21 protein-coding genes are annotated in these 23,260 nt (G+C 65.6%); 12 read left to right on the top strand and 9 right to left on the bottom strand.

The window, feature by feature from the left end; genetic code table 11:
• Positions 1-5: 5 nt before the first annotated feature.
• Entirely contained in the window at positions 6-983 is a 978-nt protein-coding gene (locus PCE31107_RS05930) for a LysR family transcriptional regulator (RefSeq protein WP_150607152.1), read from the bottom strand.
• Between the two features lie 141 nt (positions 984-1,124).
• Between PCE31107_RS05930 and PCE31107_RS05935 the strand changes: the two genes are divergently transcribed.
• The 3 genes from PCE31107_RS05935 (at position 1,125) to mmsB (ending at position 5,007) form a co-directional block, all read left to right on the top strand.
• Entirely contained in the window at positions 1,125-2,363 is a 1,239-nt protein-coding gene (locus PCE31107_RS05935; RefSeq protein WP_150607154.1) for an ABC transporter substrate-binding protein, read from the top strand.
• A 179-nt stretch (positions 2,364-2,542) separates the two neighbouring features.
• Positions 2,543-4,042 carry a CoA-acylating methylmalonate-semialdehyde dehydrogenase gene (locus PCE31107_RS05940; protein ID WP_130026999.1) on the top strand — a complete coding sequence of 500 codons (1,500 nt, stop codon included), beginning with the start codon at positions 2,543-2,545 and terminating at the stop codon, positions 4,040-4,042.
• Positions 4,043-4,077: 35 nt separating this feature from the next.
• On the top strand, positions 4,078-5,007 hold the full coding sequence (mmsB, locus tag PCE31107_RS05945; RefSeq protein ID WP_130026998.1) for a 3-hydroxyisobutyrate dehydrogenase: 930 nt from the start codon (positions 4,078-4,080) through the stop codon (positions 5,005-5,007).
• Positions 5,008-5,092: 85 nt separating this feature from the next.
• Here mmsB and PCE31107_RS05950 read toward each other — a convergent pair whose 3' ends face one another.
• Entirely contained in the window at positions 5,093-5,467 is a 375-nt protein-coding gene (locus tag PCE31107_RS05950) for a hypothetical protein (RefSeq protein ID WP_130026997.1), read from the bottom strand.
• A 236-nt stretch (positions 5,468-5,703) separates the two neighbouring features.
• Here PCE31107_RS05950 and PCE31107_RS05955 point away from each other — a divergent pair, with 236 nt between their 5' ends.
• The 4 genes from PCE31107_RS05955 to PCE31107_RS05970 all read left to right on the top strand — a co-directional run bounded on the left by PCE31107_RS05955 (position 5,704) and on the right by PCE31107_RS05970 (position 8,600).
• Positions 5,704-6,618, top strand: a complete 915-nt coding sequence (locus PCE31107_RS05955; protein WP_150607155.1) for a bestrophin family protein — start codon at positions 5,704-5,706, stop codon at positions 6,616-6,618.
• A gap of 55 nt (positions 6,619-6,673) precedes the next feature.
• The gene (locus PCE31107_RS05960; RefSeq protein ID WP_017234833.1) at positions 6,674-7,030 is read left to right on the top strand and encodes an ArsR/SmtB family transcription factor; all 357 of its coding nucleotides are present in this window, start codon (positions 6,674-6,676) and stop codon (positions 7,028-7,030) included.
• Positions 7,014-7,961 carry an SRPBCC family protein gene (locus PCE31107_RS05965; protein WP_150607157.1) on the top strand — a complete coding sequence of 316 codons (948 nt, stop codon included), beginning with the start codon at positions 7,014-7,016 and terminating at the stop codon, positions 7,959-7,961. Before PCE31107_RS05960 ends, PCE31107_RS05965 begins: the two co-directional genes overlap by 17 nt.
• A 231-nt stretch (positions 7,962-8,192) precedes the next feature.
• Positions 8,193-8,600 carry a DUF4148 domain-containing protein gene (locus PCE31107_RS05970; RefSeq protein ID WP_017234835.1) on the top strand — a complete coding sequence of 136 codons (408 nt, stop codon included), beginning with the start codon at positions 8,193-8,195 and terminating at the stop codon, positions 8,598-8,600.
• 94 nt (positions 8,601-8,694) lie between these two features.
• Here the strand turns inward: PCE31107_RS05970 and kefC are convergent, their stop codons facing one another.
• Positions 8,695-10,614 carry a glutathione-regulated potassium-efflux system protein KefC gene (gene kefC, locus PCE31107_RS05975; protein ID WP_150607159.1) on the bottom strand — a complete coding sequence of 640 codons (1,920 nt, stop codon included), beginning with the start codon at positions 10,612-10,614 and terminating at the stop codon, positions 8,695-8,697.
• Positions 10,614-11,354 (bottom strand): glutathione-regulated potassium-efflux system oxidoreductase KefF, encoded by a 741-nt coding sequence (gene kefF / locus PCE31107_RS05980; RefSeq protein ID WP_246181736.1) that lies wholly within the window; start codon positions 11,352-11,354, stop codon positions 10,614-10,616. Before kefF ends, kefC begins: the two co-directional genes overlap by 1 nt.
• A gap of 283 nt (positions 11,355-11,637) precedes the next feature.
• Between kefF and PCE31107_RS05985 the strand changes: the two genes are divergently transcribed.
• Positions 11,638-11,931: a hypothetical protein gene (locus PCE31107_RS05985; protein ID WP_130026993.1), complete on the top strand. Its 294-nt coding sequence runs from the start codon at positions 11,638-11,640 to the stop codon at positions 11,929-11,931.
• 57 nt (positions 11,932-11,988) lie between these two features.
• On the opposite strand, the gene bcaP is transcribed toward PCE31107_RS05985, so the two are convergent.
• From bcaP to PCE31107_RS06005, 4 genes are all read right to left on the bottom strand, one after another.
• The gene (bcaP, locus tag PCE31107_RS05990) at positions 11,989-13,404 is read right to left on the bottom strand and encodes a branched-chain amino acid transporter BcaP (protein ID WP_150607163.1); all 1,416 of its coding nucleotides are present in this window, start codon (positions 13,402-13,404) and stop codon (positions 11,989-11,991) included.
• A gap of 614 nt (positions 13,405-14,018) precedes the next feature.
• Positions 14,019-14,789 carry an SH3 domain-containing protein gene (locus PCE31107_RS05995; RefSeq protein WP_150607165.1) on the bottom strand — a complete coding sequence of 257 codons (771 nt, stop codon included), beginning with the start codon at positions 14,787-14,789 and terminating at the stop codon, positions 14,019-14,021.
• Positions 14,790-14,867: 78 nt separating this feature from the next.
• Positions 14,868-15,974, bottom strand: a complete 1,107-nt coding sequence (locus PCE31107_RS06000; RefSeq protein ID WP_130026990.1) for an S-(hydroxymethyl)glutathione dehydrogenase/class III alcohol dehydrogenase — start codon at positions 15,972-15,974, stop codon at positions 14,868-14,870.
• A gap of 146 nt (positions 15,975-16,120) precedes the next feature.
• The gene (locus PCE31107_RS06005; RefSeq protein WP_150607167.1) at positions 16,121-17,842 is read right to left on the bottom strand and encodes a putative bifunctional diguanylate cyclase/phosphodiesterase; all 1,722 of its coding nucleotides are present in this window, start codon (positions 17,840-17,842) and stop codon (positions 16,121-16,123) included.
• 604 nt (positions 17,843-18,446) lie between these two features.
• Here PCE31107_RS06005 and yfiR point away from each other — a divergent pair.
• The 4 genes from yfiR to PCE31107_RS06025 all read left to right on the top strand — a co-directional run bounded on the left by yfiR (position 18,447) and on the right by PCE31107_RS06025 (position 22,406).
• Positions 18,447-18,893, top strand: a complete 447-nt coding sequence (gene yfiR, locus PCE31107_RS06010; RefSeq protein ID WP_246181737.1) for a regulatory sequestration protein YfiR — start codon at positions 18,447-18,449, stop codon at positions 18,891-18,893.
• 134 nt (positions 18,894-19,027) lie between these two features.
• Positions 19,028-20,260, top strand: a complete 1,233-nt coding sequence (dgcN, locus tag PCE31107_RS06015) for a diguanylate cyclase DgcN/YfiN (RefSeq protein ID WP_150607618.1) — start codon at positions 19,028-19,030, stop codon at positions 20,258-20,260.
• A gap of 81 nt (positions 20,261-20,341) precedes the next feature.
• Positions 20,342-20,941: an outer membrane lipoprotein YfiB gene (gene yfiB / locus PCE31107_RS06020; protein ID WP_281352554.1), complete on the top strand. Its 600-nt coding sequence runs from the start codon at positions 20,342-20,344 to the stop codon at positions 20,939-20,941.
• A 196-nt stretch (positions 20,942-21,137) separates the two neighbouring features.
• Positions 21,138-22,406, top strand: coding sequence for an SGNH/GDSL hydrolase family protein (locus tag PCE31107_RS06025; RefSeq protein WP_150607171.1), 1,269 nt, complete (start codon positions 21,138-21,140; stop codon positions 22,404-22,406).
• A gap of 18 nt (positions 22,407-22,424) precedes the next feature.
• Here PCE31107_RS06025 and PCE31107_RS06030 read toward each other — a convergent pair whose 3' ends face one another.
• Positions 22,425-23,087: a 2-hydroxychromene-2-carboxylate isomerase gene (locus tag PCE31107_RS06030; RefSeq protein WP_130026988.1), complete on the bottom strand. Its 663-nt coding sequence runs from the start codon at positions 23,085-23,087 to the stop codon at positions 22,425-22,427.
• Between the last annotated feature and the right edge of the window lie 173 nt (positions 23,088-23,260).

Consider the following 23,260-nt stretch of genomic DNA (forward strand, 5'->3'; position numbering starts at 1 on the left):
CGGCATCAGACCAGCCGCAATTGCCCCGATTGGCCTTGCAACAGGGCGTCATTACGCTGGGCGGCGTCGCGTAAATAATCCCACAGCACCGTAATGCGCTTGAGCGAGCGCAATTCCTCGTGGCAATAGATCCAGAAGCTGCGCGTGACGACCACATCGTCGACGAGCAGCGGCACCAGCCGGGCATCCTGCGCGGCCATGAAGCACGGCAGGATCGCCAGCGCCTCGCCCTGCAACGCCGCCTGATACTGGGCGATGACGCTCGTGCTGCGCAGCACGACGTTGCCCCCGGGCACGATGTCCTCCAGATAACGCAGCTCCTTGCTGAACGTGAGTTCGTCGACATAGCTGATGAACCGGCGTCCGGACAGATCCGCGAACGTCGCGACATCGCCGTATTGCGCGAGATAACCGGGCGTCGCATACAACTGCAGACGGTAGTCGCACAGCTTGCTGCACACATACGGCCCGCGCTGGGGGCGTTCGATGGTGATCGCCAGGTCGGCCTCTCGCTTCGACAGGCTCACGAAGCGCGGCACCGGCAGCACGTCGAAGGCGATGGCCGGGTATTCGCGCTGAAAGCGTGAGAGGACCGGTGTGACGAAGTACGTGCCGAACGCTTCCGTCGAGCCGATACGAACGTGGCCCGAGAGCGTTTGCCCGAGCCCCGCCACCTGCTCGCACGCCGATTGCAGCGTGGTCTCCATTTGCTCCGCGTAGACGAGGAGCTGCTGCCCCTCGGGCGTCAGGGCAAAGCCCGCGTTGCGCGATTTGTCGAACAACAGCGTGCCGAGCGACTGCTCCAGCGCGCGCACCCGTCGCGAGACCGTCGTGTGATCGACCCCCAGGCGCTGCGCCGCCGCGCTTACGCGCTGTGTGCGCGCGACCTCCAGGAAGTAGCGCAAGTCGTCCCAGTCGGGACGCGGCTCCGCCCCCGAAGCGCCAGCGATGCCCGACGGTCGTGCCGCGGCGGTGCGAACCATTGCGCAACCTCCTATGTGTATTTATGCACAAAGTAGATGCATATATTCGCTATGTAAAGCAAATTCGCACAAATACAATTCATGAGCGCCGCGCATAGACGGCGACGACGAACGCATAAAAGACCTGAAGGAGACGAAGCGATGAAGATCAAGCCGTGGCTGCTCGCGCTGGGATTCGGTGCGGGCTTGGGGTTGATGTCGGTGGCGGGTATGGCGCAGTTGCCGGATCGCCCGGTGAAGGTGGGCGTACTCACCGACATGTCGGGACCGTATTCGGCGATGGGCGGTGCCGGCTCGGTCGCGGCCGCGCAAATGGCGATCGATGATTGTCTGGCGGCCGAGTGCAAGGGCATGAAGATTGCCCTGGTGTCGGCCGACAACCAGAACAAGGCCGATGTCGCCGCCAACAAGGCCCGGGAATGGTTTGATCGCGACAATGTCGATGCGATTGCCGATCTCACGAACTCGGCGGCCGCCCTGGCGGTGCAGAAGATCGCCATGGACAAGCAACGCGTGACGTTGTTCTCGGGGCCGGCGACCACGCGACTGACGAACGAAGACTGTTCGCCCACGGGCTTTCACTGGATGTTCGACACCTACTCGCAGTCGGCGGCAACCGCGCGCGCCGTGGTCGGCGACGGTGGCAAATCGTGGTACTTCATCACCGTCGACTATGCCTTCGGGCACTCCCTGGAGAAAGACGCCGCCGATATCGTGAAGACGCTCGGCGGCACGGTCCTGGGACAGTCGCGACATCCGCTCAATGCGTCCGACTATGCGTCGTTCCTGTTGCAGGCGCAAAGCTCGAAGGCGCAGGTCGTGGCGCTCGCCAACGGCGGGCAGGACACCGTCAACGCGCTCAAGCAGGCACGCGAATTCGGCATTGTGCAACGCGGGCAGAAGTTGGCGGCGCTGCTGGTCTTCTTGTCGGATGTTCATGCGCTCGGCCTGAACACGGCGCAGGGCTTGTTGTTTACCGATGGCTTTTACTGGGATCAGGATGACGCCTCGCGTGTCTGGTCGGCCCGCTTCCAGAAAAAGTACAAGGATCTGAAGCCGACGATGGTGCAGGCGGGCGTGTATTCGAGTGTGCTGCATTACTTGCGTGCGGTAGCGGCGTCTCAGAGCGTGGATGCCAAGGTGGTCGCGCAAAAAATGCGGGAAATGCCGATTCGCGATCCGATCATGCACAACGCCTCGATTCGTCCGGACGGGCGGGTGATCCACGACATGTACCTGTTCCGCGTAAAGTCGCCGGCCGAGTCGAAAGGCCCGTGGGACTACTACACCAAGGTCGCCACGGTGCCCGCGACGCAAGCCTTCCAGCCGTTGTCGAAATCGACGTGCTCGCTCGTGAAGACGAGCACGGCGGCGAAGTGAGTGACGCTTGATCGTCACGGGATCGTCGCGGCGCAGGCCTCGCTGCGATTGCCTATCTTGTAATTGCCGGCGGCGCTGCGCGCTCACTCACCGCGGCCCGCCTTCCACCGAACTCTGAAGTCATTCGCAGTCTTTTCGCCCCCGAATCCTCGCATTCGTTTCCATCAGGAGAGCATGTCATGTCCCTACCCACCATTCCGCTGCTGATCGACGGCAAGCGCGTCGAGTCGAAGTCCTCGCAGTGGCGCGACGTTGTGAACCCGGCCACGCAGGAAGTCGTCGCACGCGTGCCGTTTGCCACGACGGAGGAACTCGATACCGCCGTGGCGTCGGCCAAGGCGGCCTACAAGGGCTGGCGCAATACGTCGCAAGCCAACCGCATGCGCGTGATGCTGCGCTTTCAGCAACTGCTGCGAGAGCATACCGGCGAACTCGCCGAGTTGATCACGCGCGAGCACGGCAAGACGTTGCCCGACGCCGAAGGCGAAGTCGGGCGCGGCCTCGAAGTCGTCGAGCACGCATGCTCGATTGCCTCGCTACAGTTGGGCGAGTACGCGCAGAACGCCGCGGGCGGCGTTGACGTCTACACGCTGATCGAGCCGCTGGGCGTGTGCGCCGGGATCACCGCGTTCAACTTCCCGGTGATGCTGCCGTGCTTCATGTTCCCGCTGGCGGTGGCCACCGGCAACACGTTCGTGCTCAAGCCGTCGGAGCAGGATCCGAGCGCGTCGCTGCGCCTGGCCGAACTCGCACTCGAAGCCGGCCTGCCGCCGGGCGTGCTCAATGTCGTGCACGGCGGGCCGGACATCGCCAACGGCATTTGCGATCACCCGGACATCAAGGCCGTGTCGTTCATCGGCTCGACGCACGTTGGCACGCATATCTATCGTCGCGCCTCGGAGGCGGGCAAGCGCTGCCAGGCAATGATGGGCGCGAAGAACCACTGCGTGATCCTGCCCGACGCGGATCGCGAGCAGGCCATCAACCATCTGCTGGGCGCGGCGTTCGGCGCGGCGGGGCAGCGTTGCATGGCCACGTCCGTGGCGGTGCTCGTGGGCGAGGCGCGCGCGTGGGTGCCTGAGCTGGTGGCCCGTGCGCGCGCACTCAAGGTCGGTCCGGGCTCCGACCGCACGGCGGATCTCGGCCCTGTGGTGTCGAAGCAGGCGCGTGCGCGCGTCGAGAAGCTCATTGGCGCGGGCGTGGAGGAGGGCGCGAAACTGCTGCTCGACGGCCGCGGCCACACGGTCAAGGAAGCGCCCGACGGCAACTTCGTCGGCCCCACGATTTTCGACGATGTCACGGCTGACATGTCGATCTACCGCGACGAGATTTTCGGACCGGTGCTGTGCATGACGGGCGTCGATACGCTCGATGAAGCGATCGCCTTCGTCAACGCCAATCCCAACGGCAATGGCGTGGCGCTGTTCACGCAGGATGGCGGGGCGGCGCGTCAGTTCCAGAACGAGATCGACGTTGGGCAGGTCGGGATCAACCTGCCGATTCCGGTGCCGGTCGCCTGGTTCAGCTTCACCGGGTCGCGTGCGTCGAAGTTGGGCGATCTGGGGCCGAACGGCAAACAAGCGATTCTGTTCTGGACGCAGACCAAGACCGTGACGGCACGCTGGCAAGCGCGCGGCACGGGCCCGGCGGGCGTGAACACGACGATCACGTTGAAGTAACGCGCACCACTCTTTCGAAGATTCGGAGACAGACGATGGCTACGGAAACGCAACAAGACGCCTGGCGTGTCGCCTTCATCGGGCTCGGCAACATGGGCGGGCCGATGGCGGCCAATCTGGTGAAGGCGGGGCACGCGGTGCGCGGCTTCGACTTGTCGGACGCGGCGCTCGCGCGACTCACGGCGGCCGGTGGCACGGCGGCCACTTCGATTGCCGACGCCGTGCGAAACGCTCAGGTGGTCATCACGATGCTGCCCGCCGGCGAGCACGTGCTCGCGGCGTACGATGGTCCGGACGGTGTGCTCGCGCACGCCGCGCCGGACGCGGTGCTGATCGACAGCAGCACGGTGCCGCCGGAAATTCCGCGCCAGTTGGCGACGCTCGCGCGTCCGGGCACGCCGTTGCTCGACGCGCCGGTCTCCGGCGGCACGGCGGGGGCGGCCGCGGGCACGCTCACGTTCATGGTGGGCGGCGATGCAGCGCTCGTCGAGCGCATGCGGCCGCTGCTCGGCAACATGGGACGAGCGATTCATCACGGTGGGCCGCTGGGCGCGGGACAGACGCTCAAGCTGTGCAACAACATGCTGCTGGGTATTCTGATGGCGGGCACGAGCGAGGCGCTGCGTCTGGGGATCGCCAACGGACTCGACCCGAAGGTGCTCTCGGCGGTTATGCAGCAGAGCTCCGGGCGCAATTGGACGCTGGAGGTCTACAACCCGTGTCCGGGCGTGATGGAGAATGCGGCGTCGTCGCGCGGTTACACCGGCGGTTTTGCCACCGATCTGATGGCGAAAGACTTGCGTCTCGCCCACGGGGCGGCGGTGGCCGGCGACGTGGCGACCCCGCTCGGCGATTTGGCGCGGCGCATCTTCGAGGTGCATCGGGCCAACGGGCACGGCGCGCTCGACTTCTCGAGCATTTTCCAGGATCCGGTCACGCTGGCGCAGGCATTGGCCGTGAAGTAACGGTTGTCCGGCAAGGCCATTGAAACGCCCGTCGGCTAGCGGCCGACGGGCGTTGTCTTTGCGGATCGCGGCAGCCGTGTCGACGTCAGCCGGCGATCATGCGATGCAGTTGGTCGAGTTCCTGATTGAGGGCACGTTGCTCGTCGCCCGACAGGCCACCGCCGTGTTGCGCGGCCATGTCGCGGGTTTCCTGCGCAATGGCGCCAAGGCGGCGGTGCAACTCATTGCCGCGCGGCGGCGGGTAATAGCCGTGGTTGACGTGATTGTCGATGTCGCGCGATTCATTGCCGATACGGCGGTCGATTTGCTCGCGGCGTTGCACGGCCACGGTATGCGGGTCCGGCTCCACGATGACGCGCGCCGCAGGCGCTTGACGCGGCGGTTCGACCACGCAGCCCGACAGACTGCCGAGCGCGCCGGCGAGTCCGGTCAGCAGCGCGATGGCCGCCAGTCCGCGCATCTTGCCGGTCCCCCCGGCGGTGTGAGGCGTGAGGTATGGGACGTTCATGATCGTTATTGAGTCCTGGTGTACGCCAAGGCGGCGTAATGCGATTTTCGCCAGCCGTCCGGGCGGCGCACAGCGATGTTGCAATCGGTTGCAACCATTTCAAACCGGCCGATATGGGCGTATCATCCCGGCGCAACGGCTTCCCCCACAGCCAGTCCTTCCGCGCTTGCGAGCGCCTCCATTCCCCCATGATCGTCCGACCCAATCTGAACTGGCTGCGCATGCTCTTCGTCGTGCGCGGCTCGATCGTTCCCAAGATTGCCCCGCAGCTCATTTTCACCACCCTCATCTCGATCGCCGTCACGCTGGCCCACGGACGCGTCTTCGAATGGAAGATTCCGCTCACGTTCGTGCCGTTCTCGCTGATCGGCATCACGCTCGCGATTTTCCTCGGCTTTCGCAATACCACGAGCTACGCCCGCTATTGGGAAGCCCGGATGCTCTGGGGCAGCGTGCTCAACGAGACGCGCGCGCTGGCCCGCCAGTCGATGACACTGGTGTCCGATACCTCGGATTCGTCGCGCTTCGTCGCCTATCTCATCGCCTTCGTGCATGGCATGCGTCATCAGTTGCGCGGAACGGACCCACAGGCCGACTTCGAACGGCTGCTCGGCAAAGCGGACGTGGCCTGCCTTGCCCGCAAGCAGTTCAAGCCCATCGCGATCCTGCTCATGGCGGGCGAATGGCTCCGGGAACGCCGCTCGCGCGGGCAGATCGAAGCGCCGCTTGCACAGGTCATGGAGATGCATCTGGATCGGCTCGGCGAAGCCATCGGCGGCTGTGAGCGGATCGCCACCACGCCGATTCCGTTCACTTATGGTGTGATCCTGCACCGCGTGACCTATCTCTACAGTCTGCTGCTGCCCTTCGGTCTGGTCGATTCGATCGGTCCGATGACGCCGGTGGTCGTGGCCTTCCTCTCGTACACCTTCTTCGCGCTCGAAGCGGTCAGCGCCGAAATCGAGGAGCCGTTCGGACTGGAGCCGAACGACCTCGCGCTCAACGCCATGTCGGAGACCATCGAGCAATCGCTGCGGGAAATCCTCCATCGCCAGCACACGGCCCACCTGCGCCCACGCAACGCGCATCACATCATTACCTGACGATATTGATACTAAAGTGCTTGCTTTACTTTTCTGAGCGCCTATACTCAAGTACATGCTTGACCATGACATCACCCTCGATCTGACCTTTCAGGCGCTGGCCGACGCGTCACGCCGCGCGATGCTTGCGCGGCTGGCGCAGGGGCCGGCGTCGGTGAGCGCGCTCGCGCAGCCGCTGGCGATGTCGTTGCAGGCGGTCATGCAGCACCTGGCCGTACTTGAGAGTGCGGGGCTGGTGCGAACGGAAAAGGCCGGACGCGTGCGAACGTGCCGGATCGAACCCCAGGCGCTGAGCCTTGCCGAGCGATGGATTCATCAGCGCCGTCACGAGTGGGAGGGCCATCTCGACCGATTGGGCGAGTATCTGGCCAGCCTGCCGCCCGAAGGAGGAGTTCATGAGGACAGCCAGTGAAGCCACACCCGAAACGCAGCCGCGTCCGTTGAGCGTCGGTCGGACTTACGCAACCACCCGCGAAACCGTATTTCTTGCCTGGACCCGCACCGATGCCGTGAAGCGCTGGTTTTGCCCGACCGGCTACACCGTGCCCGAAGCGAAGATCGATGCCCGCGTGGGCGGCGTTTTCGACCTGCGCATGCAATCGCCCGAAGGGGAGTCGCATTGGATTCGCGGGCGTTTCATCGAGATCGACGCTCCGGCACGTCTGGTGATCGACATGGAAGTGACCGACGCGAAGGGTCAGGCTCTGTTCGGCGCGCGCACGACGGCGCAATTCACGGAAGTGGGGCAAGGCACGCGGTTGGATGTCGAGCAGCGCTACACCATTCACGATCCCGCATTCGCCTCGATGCCCGCGGGGGCCGGTCAGGGCTGGGCACAGACACTCGACAAGCTTGGCCGCGAGGTCATGCGCGACGCGGAGGCGCCAACGCAGCGCAGTGTGGTGCATGCGACCTTTCGCATCGAGCGTCAGTACGCCGCGTCGCCTGCACGCGTGTACCGTGCGCTGACCGAGCGCGACGCCAAGGATCGCTGGTTCGCCAGAAGCGATGGCCTGACGTTGCTCGAGCGCTCCATGGATGTGCGTCCCGGCGGCCGCGAGGTGGCGAAAGGGCGGTGGGCTAGCGGCATGGTGTCCACGTTCGACGCGCTGTACTTCGATGTCGTGCCCGATGCGCGGCTTGTCTACACCTACGAGATGCATCTGGATACGCGCAAGATCTCCGTGTCGCTCGCGACGATCGATCTTCGTGCGCACGATGGCGGCACGCAACTCGTCATGACCGAGCAGGGCGCCTTTCTGGACGGCTACGACGACGCGGGCTCGCGCGAACGCGGCACCCAGCAGTTGCTCGATGCCCTCGGCGCCTCGCTCGCCGACTGAGCCCCCGCACGTTTCCCCAACGCTTGCGACGCCGTTGCGCCCCGTCTCTCGGGGGCAGCGGCGTTCGTCGCAGCGCGATTGCCCCATTGTGGTGCGTCGATTCTCATCGAAAGCCGCAATAGTTCCTCGACAAATATCGCGTTTTTCATCTCGGCGGCGAGTTCTAGACTTCCTTCCATCGACGGCGCAATTGAAAACAAAGTCGTCGCAAACTAGACAGGAGTTAAGAAAATGAACCGCAAGAACATCGCAATCGCCCTTATCGCCGCCGTGGCTTCGTTCGGTGCTGTGGCCAGCAACGCTGCCGAGAACGGCAACAACTACCCCGAGATCGCCTCGCAAGGTCAGCCGCTCACGCGTGCCGCCGTGCTCGCTGATCTGGCACAAGCCCGCGCTCAAGGGCTGATCCCGAACGGTGACGCCGATTATCCGGTCTATGTCGCTTCGGCCTCGACCAAGAGCCGCGCCGACGTGAAGGCCGAGCTGGCCCAGGCACGCGCGCAAGGCCTCGTGCCGCAGAACGACGTCGACTACCCGATCGTCGCCTCGCAAGGCCCGAGCGCAACGCGCGCTGGCGTGAAGCAGGAACTGGCGCGTGCCCGCGCCGCAGGTGAGCTGAACGTCAGCCAAGGCAGCTGATCGCCGGCCGGCGGTCGCCGTAACGTCAAAAGCCGTCCCGAGGGAAAATCCTCGGGACGGCTTTTTGTTCGTCCGACGAATCGTGATTCGTCGCTCAGGCGCGCTGGTCTTCGGCCGCGGGCTTGTCCTGGGTTCGTGACGCCAGTGCGTCGGTGGGCGCCGGGGCAGGGGCCGCGTCGGTCGCGTGCTCGCCGTCCCAACCGAACGTGACGTGTCGCCGCGCATGACGCTGCGCGCGCTCGCGTGCCATCTGCTCTTCGAACTGGCGGCGGCCTTCCTTGGCCGCGGCGACCATTGCCTTGCGATCCTGGTAAGCGGGATACATCTCGTCGGTCAGTTGCTGATTGGCGCGCCGGAAGGCCATCGCCGCCTCTCTCGCCTCGGCCGCCGGCCAGCCCAGGGTTTCAAGCACCGAGCGCGCACTGCGCAACGACGACTCGAAGACTTCCCGTTCAATGTGTTCGACACCACGATCGCGAAGCTGGAACAGATGGCCGACGTTGCGCGCCCGCGCCACGATGGGCACGTCGGGGAAGTGTTCGCGAAGCAGGTCGACGATTTCCAGGGACTGATCGACATCATCCACGGCGACGACCACCGCGCGCGCATGCGCCACGCCCGCGATACGCAGCAGATCGAGTCGTGTCGCGTCGCCGTAGAACACCCGGAAGCCAAACTGGCGCAGGCTCTCGATGGTGTCGGGGTCGTGATCGAGCACGGTCACCGAAACGCCCTGCGGTACCAGCGTGCGGCCGACGATTTGCCCGTAGCGTCCAAAGCCGCAGATCACGACGCTGGCCGACTGCGGCTCGTCGATCTCTGCCATGCGGGGCGATCCCGTCACGCTGTAGCGCGGCAGCAGCCACTTGTCGATGGCCACGAGCAGCAGCGGCGAGACCAGCATCGAGAGCGCGACGGCGCCGATGAGGAACGACGACACCTCGGGCGGCAGCACTTGCGGTCCGGCCGACTGGAACACCACGAAGGCGAATTCACCGCCCTGTGCGAGCAGCAGCGTGAAGATCGGCCGTTCTTGATAGGGCAATTGCATCCACCGCGACACCCCGTAGATGGCCAGTCCTTTGAGCGCCATGAAGCCGATGACGACGGCGATCATGCGCAGCGGTTGCGCGAGCAGTACCCCGAAGTCGATGCTCATGCCGACGGCAATGAAGAACAGCCCGAGCAGAAGCCCCTTGAACGGTTCGATGTCGGTTTCCAGCTCCCGTCGGTATTCGCTCTCGGCGAGCAGCACGCCGGCGAGGAACGCGCCGAGCGCCATCGACAGGCCGACCCATTGCATCAGTGCCGCGATGGCGACGACGAGCAACAGCGACGCCGCCGTGAAAATCTCCGGCGTGCGGCTGTTGGCGATCCAGCGCAGCAGCGGGCGCAACGCCAGCCGCCCGCCAAGGATGATCGCCGCAATCACGCCGACGATTTTCAGGGCTTCGAGCGCGCGCGCCGTCCCGGTCATCACGTGGCTGTCGAACGAATTGGCCAGCAACGGCAGCAGCGCGAGGATCGGGATCGCGGCAACGTCCTGGAACAGCAGGATCGAAAAGCCCGCCTGGCCGCTCGGGGTGCCGAGCAGATTGCGCTCGGCCATCACCTGCAAGGCGATCGCGGTCGACGAGAGCGCGAGGCCCAGGGCCGCGACGAGGGCGATGCGCCACGGCGCGCCGAGTGCGACGCCCGCCGCGAAGAGCAGCACCGCGCACCCGACGACCTGCGCCGAGCCCCATCCGAAGATCGGCCGTCGCAGATTCCACAGGCGTCGTGGTTCCAGTTCGAGGCCGACAAGAAAAAGCATCAGCACCACGCCGAATTCGGCGAAATGCAGCACGTCTTCCACGCGCGCGACAAGACCAAGTCCCCAGGGACCGATGGCAATCCCGGCGGCGAGATAGCCGATGATCGCGCCGAGTCCCAGCGCACGCGACAGCGGCACCACAATGACCGCCGCGGCGAGGTAAATCAGGCTGGCGAGCAACCAGGCGGGTACGTGTTCCATCAGGCGACCCTCCCTGGGCTTGCATTCATGGCGCGGGTGTCCTCCACGTCGGCGACGCCGGTTGCGCAGCGCGGACGATCCGCGACCGGAATGTCCTGACATTCGGGCGCGTCTGCCATGGAAATCAGCTCGGGCCATTGCGGGTACGTGGCGAGCTTGCCGGCAAACGCGCTCACGTGGGCGTCGAGTGCGGCATCGTCGCTGCGTCGCGCGCCAAAGAACACGTGCGGGGGCAGGAAACGCATGTTGCACAGGCGCGCCATCTGCTCGTAGGGCGGCAGGAACGCCGAGAACTCGTGCTCGTTGTAGCCTTCGGGGCGATAGCTCGCCTGTGGCCCGCCGGCACTCGCCACGAGCCAGAAGTCCTTGTTCGCGAGCGCATGTCCGTCGTGGCCGTAAGCCCAGCCCCACGACAGCACTTCGTCGAGCCAGAGCTTCTGCAACGGCGGCATGCTGTACCAGTAGATCGGGTGGACGAGCACGACCAGATCGGCGCGCGCAACGCGCCGTTGTTCGGCGGCAATGTCGATGCTGAAGTCGGGATACGTCGAGTACAGGTCGTTGACGTCGACACCTGCGATGCTGCGAGCGGCGTCGAGCAAGCGGTGATTGACGCGTGAGTCCCGCCAGCGCGGGTGCGCCACGATGACATAGACGGCTCGCGTCGGCGCATCGTGACGGGAGGCGCCATCGACGTCCGGGACGGCGGTGGGGAGAGGGGAAGGCGCGGGGGCAGTCATGCGGGGGAGCATACCGCATTCGTCTGGCGCCCGACATCACGTCGGGCATCGCCGGGGGGGGCTGCGTCAGTCCCTTCGATATCGCGTCCGATACCGCCGCGTGGCGAACACAGACGCGATGTCAGGCTAAAGACTGCGGTCGCGAAAGCCGTTAAGCCAGGATAAGCGCTGCGCAGATTCTGCAGGCGGCGGCAGGCCGAACGGCATACCGCACGTCACACGACGAATAACCAGAACCCTGGCGCCGGTGGAGCATCCGTGCTCACGCCGGCGCAACACCGACATGTCGCCGCAATCCTTTCGTACTACCGTCAATCTGATCTATCACGGCCGCAACGTCGCGCTGGCGCTTTTGCTCGTCGCGCTGATGTACAACCAGACGTTCTGGATCGTCGTGAGCGTTGCTGCGGCGGCGCTTTGCACCGGTGCGTTGCGCGAAGCGGCGCGGATGCCGGAGGAGGACGATCTGCCGCCGCGTTCGCTGGTCATCCAGGTACTGCGCATCTCGGTGCCGTTGCTGCTCACCATGTTCGCGCTCGGCTACGGCGCCGTGTGGATCAATCGCAATTTCGGCTGAGCGGGGCCTGCCCGCGCACTCGCGCCTGGGCGCGAGGCGGGACAGCAAGCGGCGCGATTACGACTGCGCCGCAAGCGCGTCGCGCGACTTGTGCAGCAGCGCGTTGCGGCGTGCATACGTGAAATAGATCCCCAAGCCGATGACGAGCCACACCACGAAGGCGACCCATGTGGTCGCTTGCAGGTGCGCCATCAGGAACAGGCACAGACCGGCGGAGATAAGCGGCACAACCGGGGCGCCGGGCACGCGGAACGCGCGCGGCAGGTCCGGGTGCGTGCGACGCAGCACCAGCACGGCTACCGACACCAGCGCGAACGCCGACAGCGTGCCGATGTTGATCAGCTCGGCGAGCACGCCCAGCGGCACGAAGCCCGCGATGACGGCGAACACCACACCAATGATCCACGTGCCGGCGAATGGCGTCTTGTGCGTCGGATGAATGCGCGAGAGCAGCGGCGGCAGCAGACCGTCGCGCGACATGGCATACGTAATGCGGGTCTGGCCGTAGGTCATCACCAGGATCACGGTCGTCATGCCGAGAATCGCGCCCAGATCGACGAAGCCCGCGATCCAGTTCTGACCGGCGTATTGCAGCGCCAACGACACCGGGTGGTCCACGCCCGCGAACTTCGCGAACGGCACGATGCCGGTCATGATCGCGGCGACCGCCACATACAGCAGCGTGCAGACGATGAGCGAGCCGATAATGCCGATGGGCAGATCGCGGCCCGGATTGCGGACTTCCTCCGCTGCCGACGTCACGGCATCGAAGCCGATGAACGCGAAGAACACGAGCGCGGCGGCGTTGAACATGCCGCGGGTGCCGAACGGCATGAACGGTGTCCAGTTGGCCGGCTTCACATGCCACACGCCCACCGCGATGAACAGCAGCACGACGCCGATCTTGATCGCCACCATCAGATTGTTGATGCGGGCGGACTCACGCACGCCGTACGACAGGACCCACGTGATGAGCAGCATGATGACGACGGCCGGCAGGTTGATTAAGGTCGTGATGCCGGGCACGCTGCCTGGTGCTGCCGTGATGGCGGCGGGCAAATGTAGACCGAACCCTGCCGCGAGCGACTGGAAGTAGCCCGACCACCCGACCGAGACGGCCGACGAGGCCAGCCCATACTCGAGCATCAGATCCCAGCCGATGATCCACGCGACGATCTCGCCGAGCGTGGCGTAGCTGTAGGTGTAGATCGATCCGGAGACGGGAATCGTCGACGCGAATTCCGCGTAGCACAGGGCCGCGAAGCCGCAAGCGGTTGCCGCGATGATGAACGAGAGCGTGAGCGCGGGGCCGGCGGTGAGGGCGCCGGTGCCTGTGAGCACGAAAATGCCGGTGCCGATGATGGCGCCGATGCCCATCAGGACCAGATCGACCGGGCCCAGCACCTTTTTGAGACTGCCGGTACGGCTCGCGACCAGCATGTGCTCGATGTTTTTGGTTCGAAAAAGACTCATGACCTGCAAAAGGTTCCTGCAACGTATGCCCCTGGCGTTTGCGTGGCGCGCCATCGGGGAATCCACGGGAGAGGCCTCCCGCGACCTGGCTGCAAGGGCACCCCGGGCTTGTGGCCGCGCGTTCCCATGCCTGGCGGAACACCACAGGGTGGGTCGAACCTCCTCGTTGCGCTAGCGTCGCGCGGTGCGCGTGGCACCGGCCTGTCGGCCGTCGGTGGCATGCGCGGGGGGCGCGCGCCGGATGCGGCAAGACGATAGACAACCACGGCGCGCGCAGTGCGCACCGGGGCGGGACGAACACGATCGAGACTTACGGAGGATCCTGCCGGACTGCCGCGTGCGTGACGACTGTCGCCGCGGCACATCGGAGAAGGGTGGGTCTGCAAGGTGGGTGCCCGTTCGGCGCCGTGGCGTCGTTCGGGGGAAGGCTCGCTGTCCTGCGGTCCGGCCGTCGGTGCCTGATCGGCGCCTCCGCCTGGCCGGAATTGCTCATATTTTAAGCGATTTTTCCCAAGGTGCGTACAACGTCTGCTGAATTGGGGGCACATCGATGGGGGAGCCGCGGCGCGAGGGCCACCGCGTCGCGAACAGGGCAACGCGCGCGGTTGGCGGGGTCAGTGGTTGGAACCACCGGAGCCACCGCCCCCCGGACCGCCGCCGGGCGGGCGTCCACCGTGTCCACCGCCTTGTCCGCCTGCGCGTCCCCCGCCTCGCCCCCGATCATAGTCTGCGCGATTCCCCCCACCCGGCGGACGCGGACCCGCACTACCGCCGCCTCCCTGTGGACGTGGCCCCGGATTGGCGTTGTGCCCCGGGGGACGCGGCCCGGGCCCCGGGCCCGCACCGTGACCGGGCGGGCGGTGCCCCGGTCCGGCCCCCGGTCCCGGCGGGCGAGGCCCTGCGCCGGGATAGTGGCCCCCGGGCGGACGTGGTCCGGCGCCTGGAGAGTAGTGCCCCGGCGGCCGCGGTCGCGGAGGCGGGCGTTGCCAGTAGCGCTGATCGTGATACCACGGCCGGCCACGATAATAGTTGCCCCAGTACGCGCCGATCGAGAACGTCACGATGGGCAGCCCGATCATCGGGCCGTAGTTGAGCACGGGCACCGGGTTGCCCTGATACGGATAGCTGAGCAGCGCCGCGTAGATCCAGCCGCGCGTGCCGGGCAGGCCGATGTCGCACCACGAGTAATCGGACAGACAGCCGTAAACCGTCACCGGCATGCCCGCGCCGGTCTGGGCGACAACCGGGTAATCGACGGCCGGGCCGGCGCGCACGTTGGCCGGCGCGTTGATCACCGCCTGCCCGGACTGCGCCGACGCCGCCTCCGGCAGCGCGACCAGCATCATGGCGCCCGCGAGCACGAGCGGCAAAGTCCATGTTTTCATGTCCGTCTCCTTGTCGTGACGGCGGTGCGTCCGGCACCCGTGACGCGCGGGCGGAACAGCGCCTTCGAAACGTGTCGATCAGTACAGCACGACCGAGCGGATCGACTCGCCGCGCTTCATCAGATCGAAGCCTTCGTTGATCTGGTCCAGACGCAGCGTGTGCGTGATCAGGTCGTCGATGTTGATCTTACCCTCCATATACCAGTCGACGATCTTCGGCACGTCGGTGCGACCGCGCGCCCCGCCGAACGCCGACCCTTTCCACTCGCGGCCCGTCACCAACTGGAACGGACGCGTGCTGATCTCCTGACCCGCGGCGGCCACGCCAATGATGAACGACTGGCCCCACCCCTTGTGGCAGCATTCGAGCGCCTGACGCATGGTCGTCACGTTGCCGATGCACTCGAACGAGTAATCGGCGCCGCCGTCGGTCAATTGCACGATCGTGTCGACGACGTTTTCGACGTCATTCGGATTGATGAAGTGCGTCATGCCGAACTTCTTGGCGAGCGCCACGCGCCCCGGGTTGATATCGACGCCAATGATCTTGTCGGCACCGACCATCTTTGCGCCCTGGATCACGTTCAGGCCAATGCCGCCGAGGCCAAACACCACGACGTTCGCCCCTGCCTCGACCTTCGCCGAATAGACCACGGCGCCCACGCCGGTCGTCACGCCGCAACCGATGTAGCAGACTTTGTCGAACGGCGCGTCCGAGCGCACCTTGGCGACGGCGATTTCCGGCACGACGATGTAGTTCGAGAACGTGGACGTGCCCATGTAATGGAAGATGGGCTTGCCGTCGAGCGAGAAGCGCGACGTGGCGTCCGGCATCAGGCCGCGGCCTTGCGTACTGCGGATCGCCTGGCACAGGTTGGTCTTGCGCGACAGGCAGAACTTGCACTGGCGGCATTCGGGCGTGTACAGCGGAATGACGTGATCGTCTTTCTTCAGGGTGGTGACGCCCGGACCAACGTCGACGACGACGCCCGCGCCCTCGTGGCCGAGAATGGCGGGGAAGATGCCTTCCGGATCGGCGCCGGAGAGTGTGTAGTAGTCCGTATGGCAGATGCCGGTGGCCTTGATCTCGATCAACACCTCGCCGGCGCGCGGCCCTTCCAGATCGACTTCCTCGATGGTCAGGGGTTTGCCGGCTTCCCAGGCAATGGCGGCTTTGGTCTTCATGGCGATAATCCTCGTTGCAACGTCGTTCGGGGGAGTCCCTTCGCGACGTAACATACCGCGTTCTCAAGACGCGCGCGAGTCTTGACATGCCATGTCTGCGGAAATAGCGGGGCCGGGGGCACGGATTGCGTGACGGCGGCGCGAGGTCAGCGTCGGGCGCCGCTGCCCAGCGGTGCCACGATGTGATAAAAGCTGCGCATGTCGACGGGCCGGGCGAACCAGAATCCCTGCGCTTCGTCGCATCCCAGCTCGGTGAGCCGCTGGGCCTGCGCCTGGGTCTCCACGCCCTCGGCCGTCACGCGCAGGCCCAGCGAGTGGGCCATCGCAACAATCGCGCTCACGATGGCATGGCTGTGGGCATGCGTGAGCATGTCGCGCACGAAAGTCTGGTCGATCTTGAGGCGATTGACGGGGAAACGGGTCAGGTAGGCGAGGCTGGCATACCCCGTGCCGAAGTCGTCGACGGCGATCTCTACACCCATGTCGTGCAGTGAGCGCAGACAACCGACCGCGGCGCTCGAGTCCCCGAGCAGCACGGTTTCCGTGATCTCGATCTCCAGGTGACGAGGTTCCAGCGCATGCGCGCTCAGGGCACGCTCGACCATGCCCACGACGTCCTGCCGTGCGAACTGCTGCGCCGACACGTTGACGGAGATGCGCGGCAGATGGCCGCACCGCCGCAGCAGACGGCTCGCCTCGCGGCAGGCGGTTTGCATCACCCATTCGCCCAGCGGCAGGATCAGTCCCGAGGTTTCCGCGATCGGGATGAATTCCGCCGGCCCGATGGCCCCCAGCGCCGGGTGACGCCAGCGCAGAAGTGTTTCCGCGTGGCGGATCTCGCCGTCGGACAGACTGACTTGCGGCTGGTACACGAGATGCAGTTGCGCGTGCGTCTGCTCATGCACCGCGACGCGCAACAGACTCTCGAGTTCGTTGCGCCGCCGCGTCTGCGCGTCCATCTCGCTGCTGAAGACGCGCAGTCCGCCACCGGCGGCGCTGGCGATCCCCAGCGCAATGTGGGCGCGGCGCAGCAGCGTGTCGGGGGTATGGCCGTGTTCGGGATAGCTGACCGCGCCGATGCTCGCGTCGAGCGCGACGGCATTTTGGTCGACGTCGGCCCATTGGGCGAGCCGTGCCTGAATTCGAGCGGCGAACAGACGCGCGCCGTCGCCCGTTTCGTTGGTGACGATGACGAACCGGCTGCCGCCGAGGCACGCGAGGGCGTCTTCGGGGCCGCTGGCTTCGCGCAGGCGTTCGGCGGCGATGCGCAGCGCCAGCTCTGCGGTCGGTGGACCGAAGGTGCTGCGCAATTGGCGCAAGTGATCGAGTTCGACCAGCAAAACCGTCAGCCCGACCTGCTGGCGCGCGCAACGATGAATCGCCAGTTCGAGCCGTTCGTTGAGCAGCGTCTGGTTGGGCAACTGGGTGACCGGGTCGTGATGCGTGACGTACCAGAGCCGGGACGCCACCTGCACCTGTTGCGAGAGGTCGAGCACGATGCCCACCCAGCGTCGTTCGCCGGGGGCATGTTCGACGCAGGAAAGCGCCAGCCGTACGGGCAGCCAACTGCGCACATGCGTGAGCAGATGCCATTCGTCGTCGTACGGTACCGCTTCGGTGGCCGACAGACTGGCCAGCGCTGGCAGGCGACGACGCGTCAGCTCGGACGGATCGAGCAACGACAGGAAGCTGCGCTTGCCCAGCAGGTCATCCGGGCGATGGCCCGTCAGCCGCGTGAACGCGCCGTTCATTCGCTCGAGCATGCCGTCGTCCGTGCAAACGAACATGGCATAGGGCGCACTGTCGAGCGCGGCGCGGCTCAACTCGGCTTGTACGTCGGGCACCCGACGAGGCACGGGATCGTTCATGCCCGGTCCCCCCGAAAGCCGGCCAAGCCGGACTTCAGGAACGTCATGCAATACCTCCCTGGCGTCGTGATTTTTATCTCGAAAATCGAGAGATCGGATCGCCGAATTTCTTTTGTTTTTCAAATGGTTGTGCGTACCATTCTGCCATGAGGAATGCGCGCGCGGGCAAGGGAAAACGCGGGGGCGATGGGGGTTCCGAAAATGCGTGGGCACGCGCATGCTGTGGACTGCGATCCGCCGCGGGCGCGTCTTGAATCGAGGCGGCCAGCGACGGCAAAACGCCGGTCGCGGCGAGGGGTGACCGGGGCATTCCTATGGCCCGAGCGCGATCCCTTCGGTATGATGCGGCCTGATTCACGCGGGTTTGCGCAGCACGCCGGTCAAGCCTCGCGTGACGTGCCCGCCACCACCGACATTCGGCAAAAGGAAGATAGCGTTGCATAACGCGTGGACATCGACGAGCGGTATGACCCGGGGCCTCTGGCGAGAACGTCGGACGCCTCGTCGTCTGCGCGCGCCCCTGGCGTGTTTTCTGTGGTTTGTGTGTTGGGCCACGTTTGGCAACGCATTTGCACAGACGCCGGAGGCCGCCACTGCACCCAACGTGCGGGACGCCAACGTGCGACAGGTGGTGCTCGGCATCATCAGTTTCACCCGCTGGCCGACGGACCCCGCCAAGGTGCGACTGTGCGTGGTCGGCAATACCGACTACGCGCGCGAGCTGCTCGCCGGGCCGTTGCCCACCTTGGGCTTGCCGGTCGAGGCGAAGCGTGTTGCGGTGACGGAGCCTGCCATTGGTTCGTTGTGCGACGCGTTGTATCTCGGTGCCGTGAGCGACACCGAGCGTCGCCAATTGCTGGCGAACCTCGCCGGTCACCCCATTCTGACGATCAGCGAGCGGAACGACTCGTGCACGCTCGGGGTCATGTTCTGCCTGAACGTCGATTCGGAGCGAGTGACGTTCGACATCAACCTCGACACCGTTGCGCGTAGTGGCGTTCGTGTCCACCCCAACGTGCTCAAGCTGGCACGAAAGCCGGGCACACCATGACGACGCATCGTCCCTCATCCCCGCCCATGCCGCCCGGCGCTTCGTCGGTCGCCGGCCTGCTGCCTGCCGACGCATCGGCCGAAGGCGAACGTGAGCCGCCGTTGGCGACATCGCATGTCGCGGCTCCCGACCCGATGCGCGGTCGCCGGCCGTCGTTGCAGGGCATGCTGCGCCGTACCCACTTGCGCCTGGCCGTGTCCGCCGTCGTGCTCGCAGCGGTCTCGCTGTCGCTGGTGGCATGGATCGCCTTGCGCGCGTATGCCGAGAACAATCTTCTGCTGATCGGGCGCTCGCTTGCCTACACCACGGAGGCCGCCGTCGTGTTTGGCGACCGCGTGGCGGCTCAGGAAGCGATTGCGCTCATCGCGAGCGACGAGGACCTTGTTCAGGTGCGGGTGTTCGATGCGAACAATGCGCCGTTCGCGCAGTGGCGTCGTCCCGACGGCGGGGCCCTGACACAAGTCGAGCGCGTGATCGCGAACTTCGCGCTGCCCGGACCCGTGACAATGCCGATTCGTCATGACGGAAAAGTCGTCGGCACGATCGATGTGCAGGGGCAGGGGCATCAGTTCTTCCTTTTCCTGCTGAGCGGGGTGGGCGGCGTGCTCGCCTGCCTGCTGGTGACGTTTGCCGTGGCGAACGTCCTGGCCAAAAGGATGCACCGCGATATCGTCAAACCGTTGCGGGCACTGGCGGAAGTGGCTCACGCGGTGCGCCGCGAGCGAGCGTTTCATCAGCGCGCGGCGGCGACGCCACTGGCCGAACTGAAGGAACTCGGCGATGACTTCAACGCACTGCTCGACGAATTCGAGGGGTGGCAGAATCACTTGCGCGCGCAGAATGCCACGCTCGCGCACCAAGCCAATCACGATCGGCTGACGGGGCTGCCGAACCGGGCGTATTTCGAATCGCGCCTGGTGCAGGCGCTTGCCGACGCGCGCGAAATGGGCACGCACGTCGCGCTGCTCTATCTCGACAGCGACCGTTTCAAGGAAATCAACGACCAACTAGGGCACGGTGTGGGTGACGTGGTGTTGATGACCATTGCCGAGCGTCTGCGCCAGCCGCTGCGCGAGGGCGATCTGGTGGCGCGTCTGGGCGGCGACGAGTTCGCCGTCATGCTCGTGGGCGTGCGACAGACGTCGAATGCCGTGCGTCTCGCGCAGAGCCTGCTCGTGGCGATGGAAAAACCGATTGTGCTGCCGGATGGCGGCGAAATCGTCACATCGATGAGTATCGGTGTCGCGTTGTACCCGACCCACGCCGAGGACGCCGCCGCGCTGCTGCGCACGGCGGACGCGGCCATGTATCAGGCCAAGCGTGCTGGCGTCGGCACCTGGTTTGTGGCGGGTAGTCCCAAAGGGTGAACCAACGTGAATTGCGCCATGCTGAATTAACACCATAACCATAATTGACGACCGGATGACACACTGCCATGGGGATCTGCTTTGGACTTCGCTGTTGACACGCACGACACGCACGACACGCACGACTCGCATTCTGACCTTTCGCACCGCGCAATGGTGGCCCATGGCGCTCGCGTCCTCGCTCGATGGAAGGCGTTGGCTCGCAAGCTGATGGGGCTGGTGTGCCTGGTGGGATTTGCCGCCCTGACGGGCTGCCAGACCACGCCCGTGCACGGCCTGACGGCCGAGCAGATCGCGGCGCTGAAATCTGAGGGCTTTACGCAAACCGAAGACGGTTGGGAGTTCGGCTTGTCCGACAAGGTGTTGTTCGATACCGACGAGTTTGTGATACACGATGCGGCGCGCCAGACAGTGGCTCGCATCGGCCGCACGCTCCTGAAGGTTGGCCTGAACAGTGTGAGCGTCTATGGCTATACGGATTCAATGGGCAGCGACGCCTACAACGAGCAGCTTTCGGCACGCCGCGCCGACGCGGTGGCCGACGTGCTGGTCGAGGCGGGCATGCAGCGCGCGGCCATTCAGACGATCGGGGCAGGCAAGCGCAATCCCGTTGCGGATAACAGCACGGCGACAGGCCGCGCGCAGAACCGGCGCGTTGCCATCGTCATCTCTACGCGCTGAGCGACGACACATCCCGTTTCGTTCTGCCAAACCCGAGGGTGCCGCGGTACCCTCGGCGGTGACGTCAACCGTTGCCAACGACCACAATCAGGCACAATGACGGCTGCCGCCGGGCGATTCCGGCTGAACTGCCTACGTTGTCCCGATGCTCCCGACGTTTCTGATTCCCCGGTCTTCCTCTGCCGACGGCAGGCCCATGCGCACGCTCCGTGCGCTGCCCGTTGTCCTGATCCGTGGGGTGCTCGCCGTCGTGGCGACGGCCACGGTGACGACGGCCGTCGCGCAGAACGCGCGCGTCGGCGTGTGGGCGACGGCGCCGCAAGCGGTGGCGCAACATCCGGCGGCGCCGTCTTTCAACCGAGCGCCGGCCGTGGGCGGGCGCACCGTGCGTCAAATTGTCTATCCAACACTCTCGGGAAGTGAAGTCCGCGTGCGTTTCTCGAACGCTTACGGCACGCAGCCGCTGGTGATCGAGCGGGCGAGCCTCGCCGTGGCACTACGCGGCGCGGCTGTCGATGCCGGTAGTCTGCGCGAGATGACGTTCGGCGCTCAGCCGACGGCACGGATCGCACCGGGGGCCTCGCTCGAGAGCGACCCGTTGCCGTTCGCAGTTCGCGCCGGAACGCCACTGGCGGTGAGCCTCTTCACGCGCGAAGCCACCCCCCCGACGACTTGGCACAAGATTGCGCAAGAGACGGCGTTTCTGAGTGGCGCCGGTGACTTTGTCGATGCCGCACAGGCATCGGCTTATCCGAAGCGCTTCACGAATACACTTTGGCTGGCCGGCGTCAGCGTGGTGCCGGCGCTTCCCGCACAAGCGATCGTCGCCATCGGCGACTCGATCACGGACGGCATGCGCAGCTCGTTGAATGCCAACCGGCGCTGGCCGGATGGGCTGGCGCGGCGGCTGGAGAATGCCGGACGACGCGATATTGCCGTGCTCAATCTCGGCATCAGCGGCAATCGCCTGCTGCACGATTCGGCCTGCTACGGCGAGCGGCTCGTCGCTCGCTTCCGGCGCGACGCGCTGGAACAGCCCGGTGTGCGAACGGTCATCGTGCAAATCGGCATCAACGATATCAATTTCGGTTACGTGCCGCCCCATGCGGGACTCGACTGCGATGTGCCGCATGTGATCGTGAGCGCGCCGGAGATGATCGCGGGGTATCAGTCGCTGATCGCCGCCGCGCGTTCGCACCACGTTCGCATCCTCGGCACGACCATCCCGCCGGGCAAACTGCCGCCCGAGCGCGAGGCGGTGCGTGACGCCGTCAACCAATGGGTGCGAACGAGCGGGGCCTTCGATGGCGTCATCGATTTCGACGCCGCGCTGCGCGATCCTGCCCAGCCGACGCGCTTGCTCCCACGTCTCGATAGCGGCGACGGCACCCACCCGAGCGATGCAGGCTACGCCGCCATGGCCGACGCCGTGCCGCTGCCGCTGGTCCTCGGCGGGGCGAAGTGAGCGCAAGACAGCGCGTTCTCAGCCCTCGCGCTTTACACCGATCGTAACGTGTTGCAAGCGCTCGACATCGGGCGAATGCAACCACGCCGGATCAGCGAGGCAGTGGCGGAACAGCGCGGTCGCGTCGTCTCCCCAGTACAGCACCCCGTCGAACGCGAACGTCGGCACGCCAAACACCCCGGCGGCAATCGCGGCCTCGGTGTTTTCGCGCAAGGTGGCCTTGACCGCCGGCGTTTCCGCCAGCGCGACGGCCTCGTCGGCGCGCAGCCCGAGCCGTGCGCACAAATCCTGCCAGCCCTGCGGGTCGGTGACATCGCGCCCTTCGGCCCAGATGAAACGGTAAATCGTACGCACCACGTCATGGGTCGCGCCGAGCGCTATCGCCAGGCGCAGCACGCGAATCGGATGAAATGGGTGGACGGGCGGCATTCGGTAGGTAATGCCGTCTTGCTCGGCGCGGAACTGCGCCATGCGATACGTGAAGAGGCGTTTGTGCGGTGTCTCTGCAGGGCCCTGCGTTTGCAGATGCGCCAGGATCGCGCCGAGCACGATCGGCTTGAGGTCTATGTCGAGCCAGCGCGGCAGCGTGTCGAATCGTTCAAATTGCAGGTACGCGAAAGGGGACGCGAAATCGAAATACCACTGCGCGCGGCGCGTGGGCGTGTTGACAGCTTGCGACATGGGTTCGGTCTCCGGGGGAGGGGGCGGATCGACGCTTCCAGGGGGTTTCGGAGAGTGTAGCGACCCACGGCAGGGGTTGGCTTGGGATGTTATGCGCAAATGCAGGCGCAAACGCAGGCCGATAGGCCCTTCGATTCGGGTATGACGTGCGAATCGATGAATTATCGTATTTA

It is taken from the genome of Pandoraea cepalis (assembly GCF_902459625.1).
Classification (GTDB): domain Bacteria; phylum Pseudomonadota; class Gammaproteobacteria; order Burkholderiales; family Burkholderiaceae; genus Pandoraea; species Pandoraea cepalis.

What these genes read in the sequence shown, in the direction of transcription:
- PCE31107_RS05930 (WP_150607152.1), bottom strand. Translation starts at nt 983, where the DNA reads ATGGTTCGCACCGCCGCGGCACGACCGTCGGGCATCGCTGGCGCTTCG.
- PCE31107_RS05935 (WP_150607154.1), top strand. Translation starts at nt 1,125, where the DNA reads ATGAAGATCAAGCCGTGGCTGCTCGCGCTGGGATTCGGTGCGGGCTTG.
- PCE31107_RS05940 (WP_130026999.1), top strand. Translation starts at nt 2,543, where the DNA reads ATGTCCCTACCCACCATTCCGCTGCTGATCGACGGCAAGCGCGTCGAG.
- mmsB (WP_130026998.1), top strand. Translation starts at nt 4,078, where the DNA reads ATGGCTACGGAAACGCAACAAGACGCCTGGCGTGTCGCCTTCATCGGG.
- PCE31107_RS05950 (WP_130026997.1), bottom strand. Translation starts at nt 5,467, where the DNA reads ATGCGCGGACTGGCGGCCATCGCGCTGCTGACCGGACTCGCCGGCGCG.
- PCE31107_RS05955 (WP_150607155.1), top strand. Translation starts at nt 5,704, where the DNA reads ATGATCGTCCGACCCAATCTGAACTGGCTGCGCATGCTCTTCGTCGTG.
- PCE31107_RS05960 (WP_017234833.1), top strand. Translation starts at nt 6,674, where the DNA reads ATGCTTGACCATGACATCACCCTCGATCTGACCTTTCAGGCGCTGGCC.
- PCE31107_RS05965 (WP_150607157.1), top strand. Translation starts at nt 7,014, where the DNA reads ATGAGGACAGCCAGTGAAGCCACACCCGAAACGCAGCCGCGTCCGTTG.
- PCE31107_RS05970 (WP_017234835.1), top strand. Translation starts at nt 8,193, where the DNA reads ATGAACCGCAAGAACATCGCAATCGCCCTTATCGCCGCCGTGGCTTCG.
- kefC (WP_150607159.1), bottom strand. Translation starts at nt 10,614, where the DNA reads ATGGAACACGTACCCGCCTGGTTGCTCGCCAGCCTGATTTACCTCGCC.
- kefF (WP_246181736.1), bottom strand. Translation starts at nt 11,354, where the DNA reads ATGACTGCCCCCGCGCCTTCCCCTCTCCCCACCGCCGTCCCGGACGTC.
- PCE31107_RS05985 (WP_130026993.1), top strand. Translation starts at nt 11,638, where the DNA reads ATGTCGCCGCAATCCTTTCGTACTACCGTCAATCTGATCTATCACGGC.
- bcaP (WP_150607163.1), bottom strand. Translation starts at nt 13,404, where the DNA reads ATGAGTCTTTTTCGAACCAAAAACATCGAGCACATGCTGGTCGCGAGC.
- PCE31107_RS05995 (WP_150607165.1), bottom strand. Translation starts at nt 14,789, where the DNA reads ATGAAAACATGGACTTTGCCGCTCGTGCTCGCGGGCGCCATGATGCTG.
- PCE31107_RS06000 (WP_130026990.1), bottom strand. Translation starts at nt 15,974, where the DNA reads ATGAAGACCAAAGCCGCCATTGCCTGGGAAGCCGGCAAACCCCTGACC.
- PCE31107_RS06005 (WP_150607167.1), bottom strand. Translation starts at nt 17,842, where the DNA reads ATGAACGATCCCGTGCCTCGTCGGGTGCCCGACGTACAAGCCGAGTTG.
- dgcN (WP_150607618.1), top strand. Translation starts at nt 19,028, where the DNA reads ATGCGCGGTCGCCGGCCGTCGTTGCAGGGCATGCTGCGCCGTACCCAC.
- PCE31107_RS06025 (WP_150607171.1), top strand. Translation starts at nt 21,138, where the DNA reads ATGCGCACGCTCCGTGCGCTGCCCGTTGTCCTGATCCGTGGGGTGCTC.
- PCE31107_RS06030 (WP_130026988.1), bottom strand. Translation starts at nt 23,087, where the DNA reads ATGTCGCAAGCTGTCAACACGCCCACGCGCCGCGCGCAGTGGTATTTC.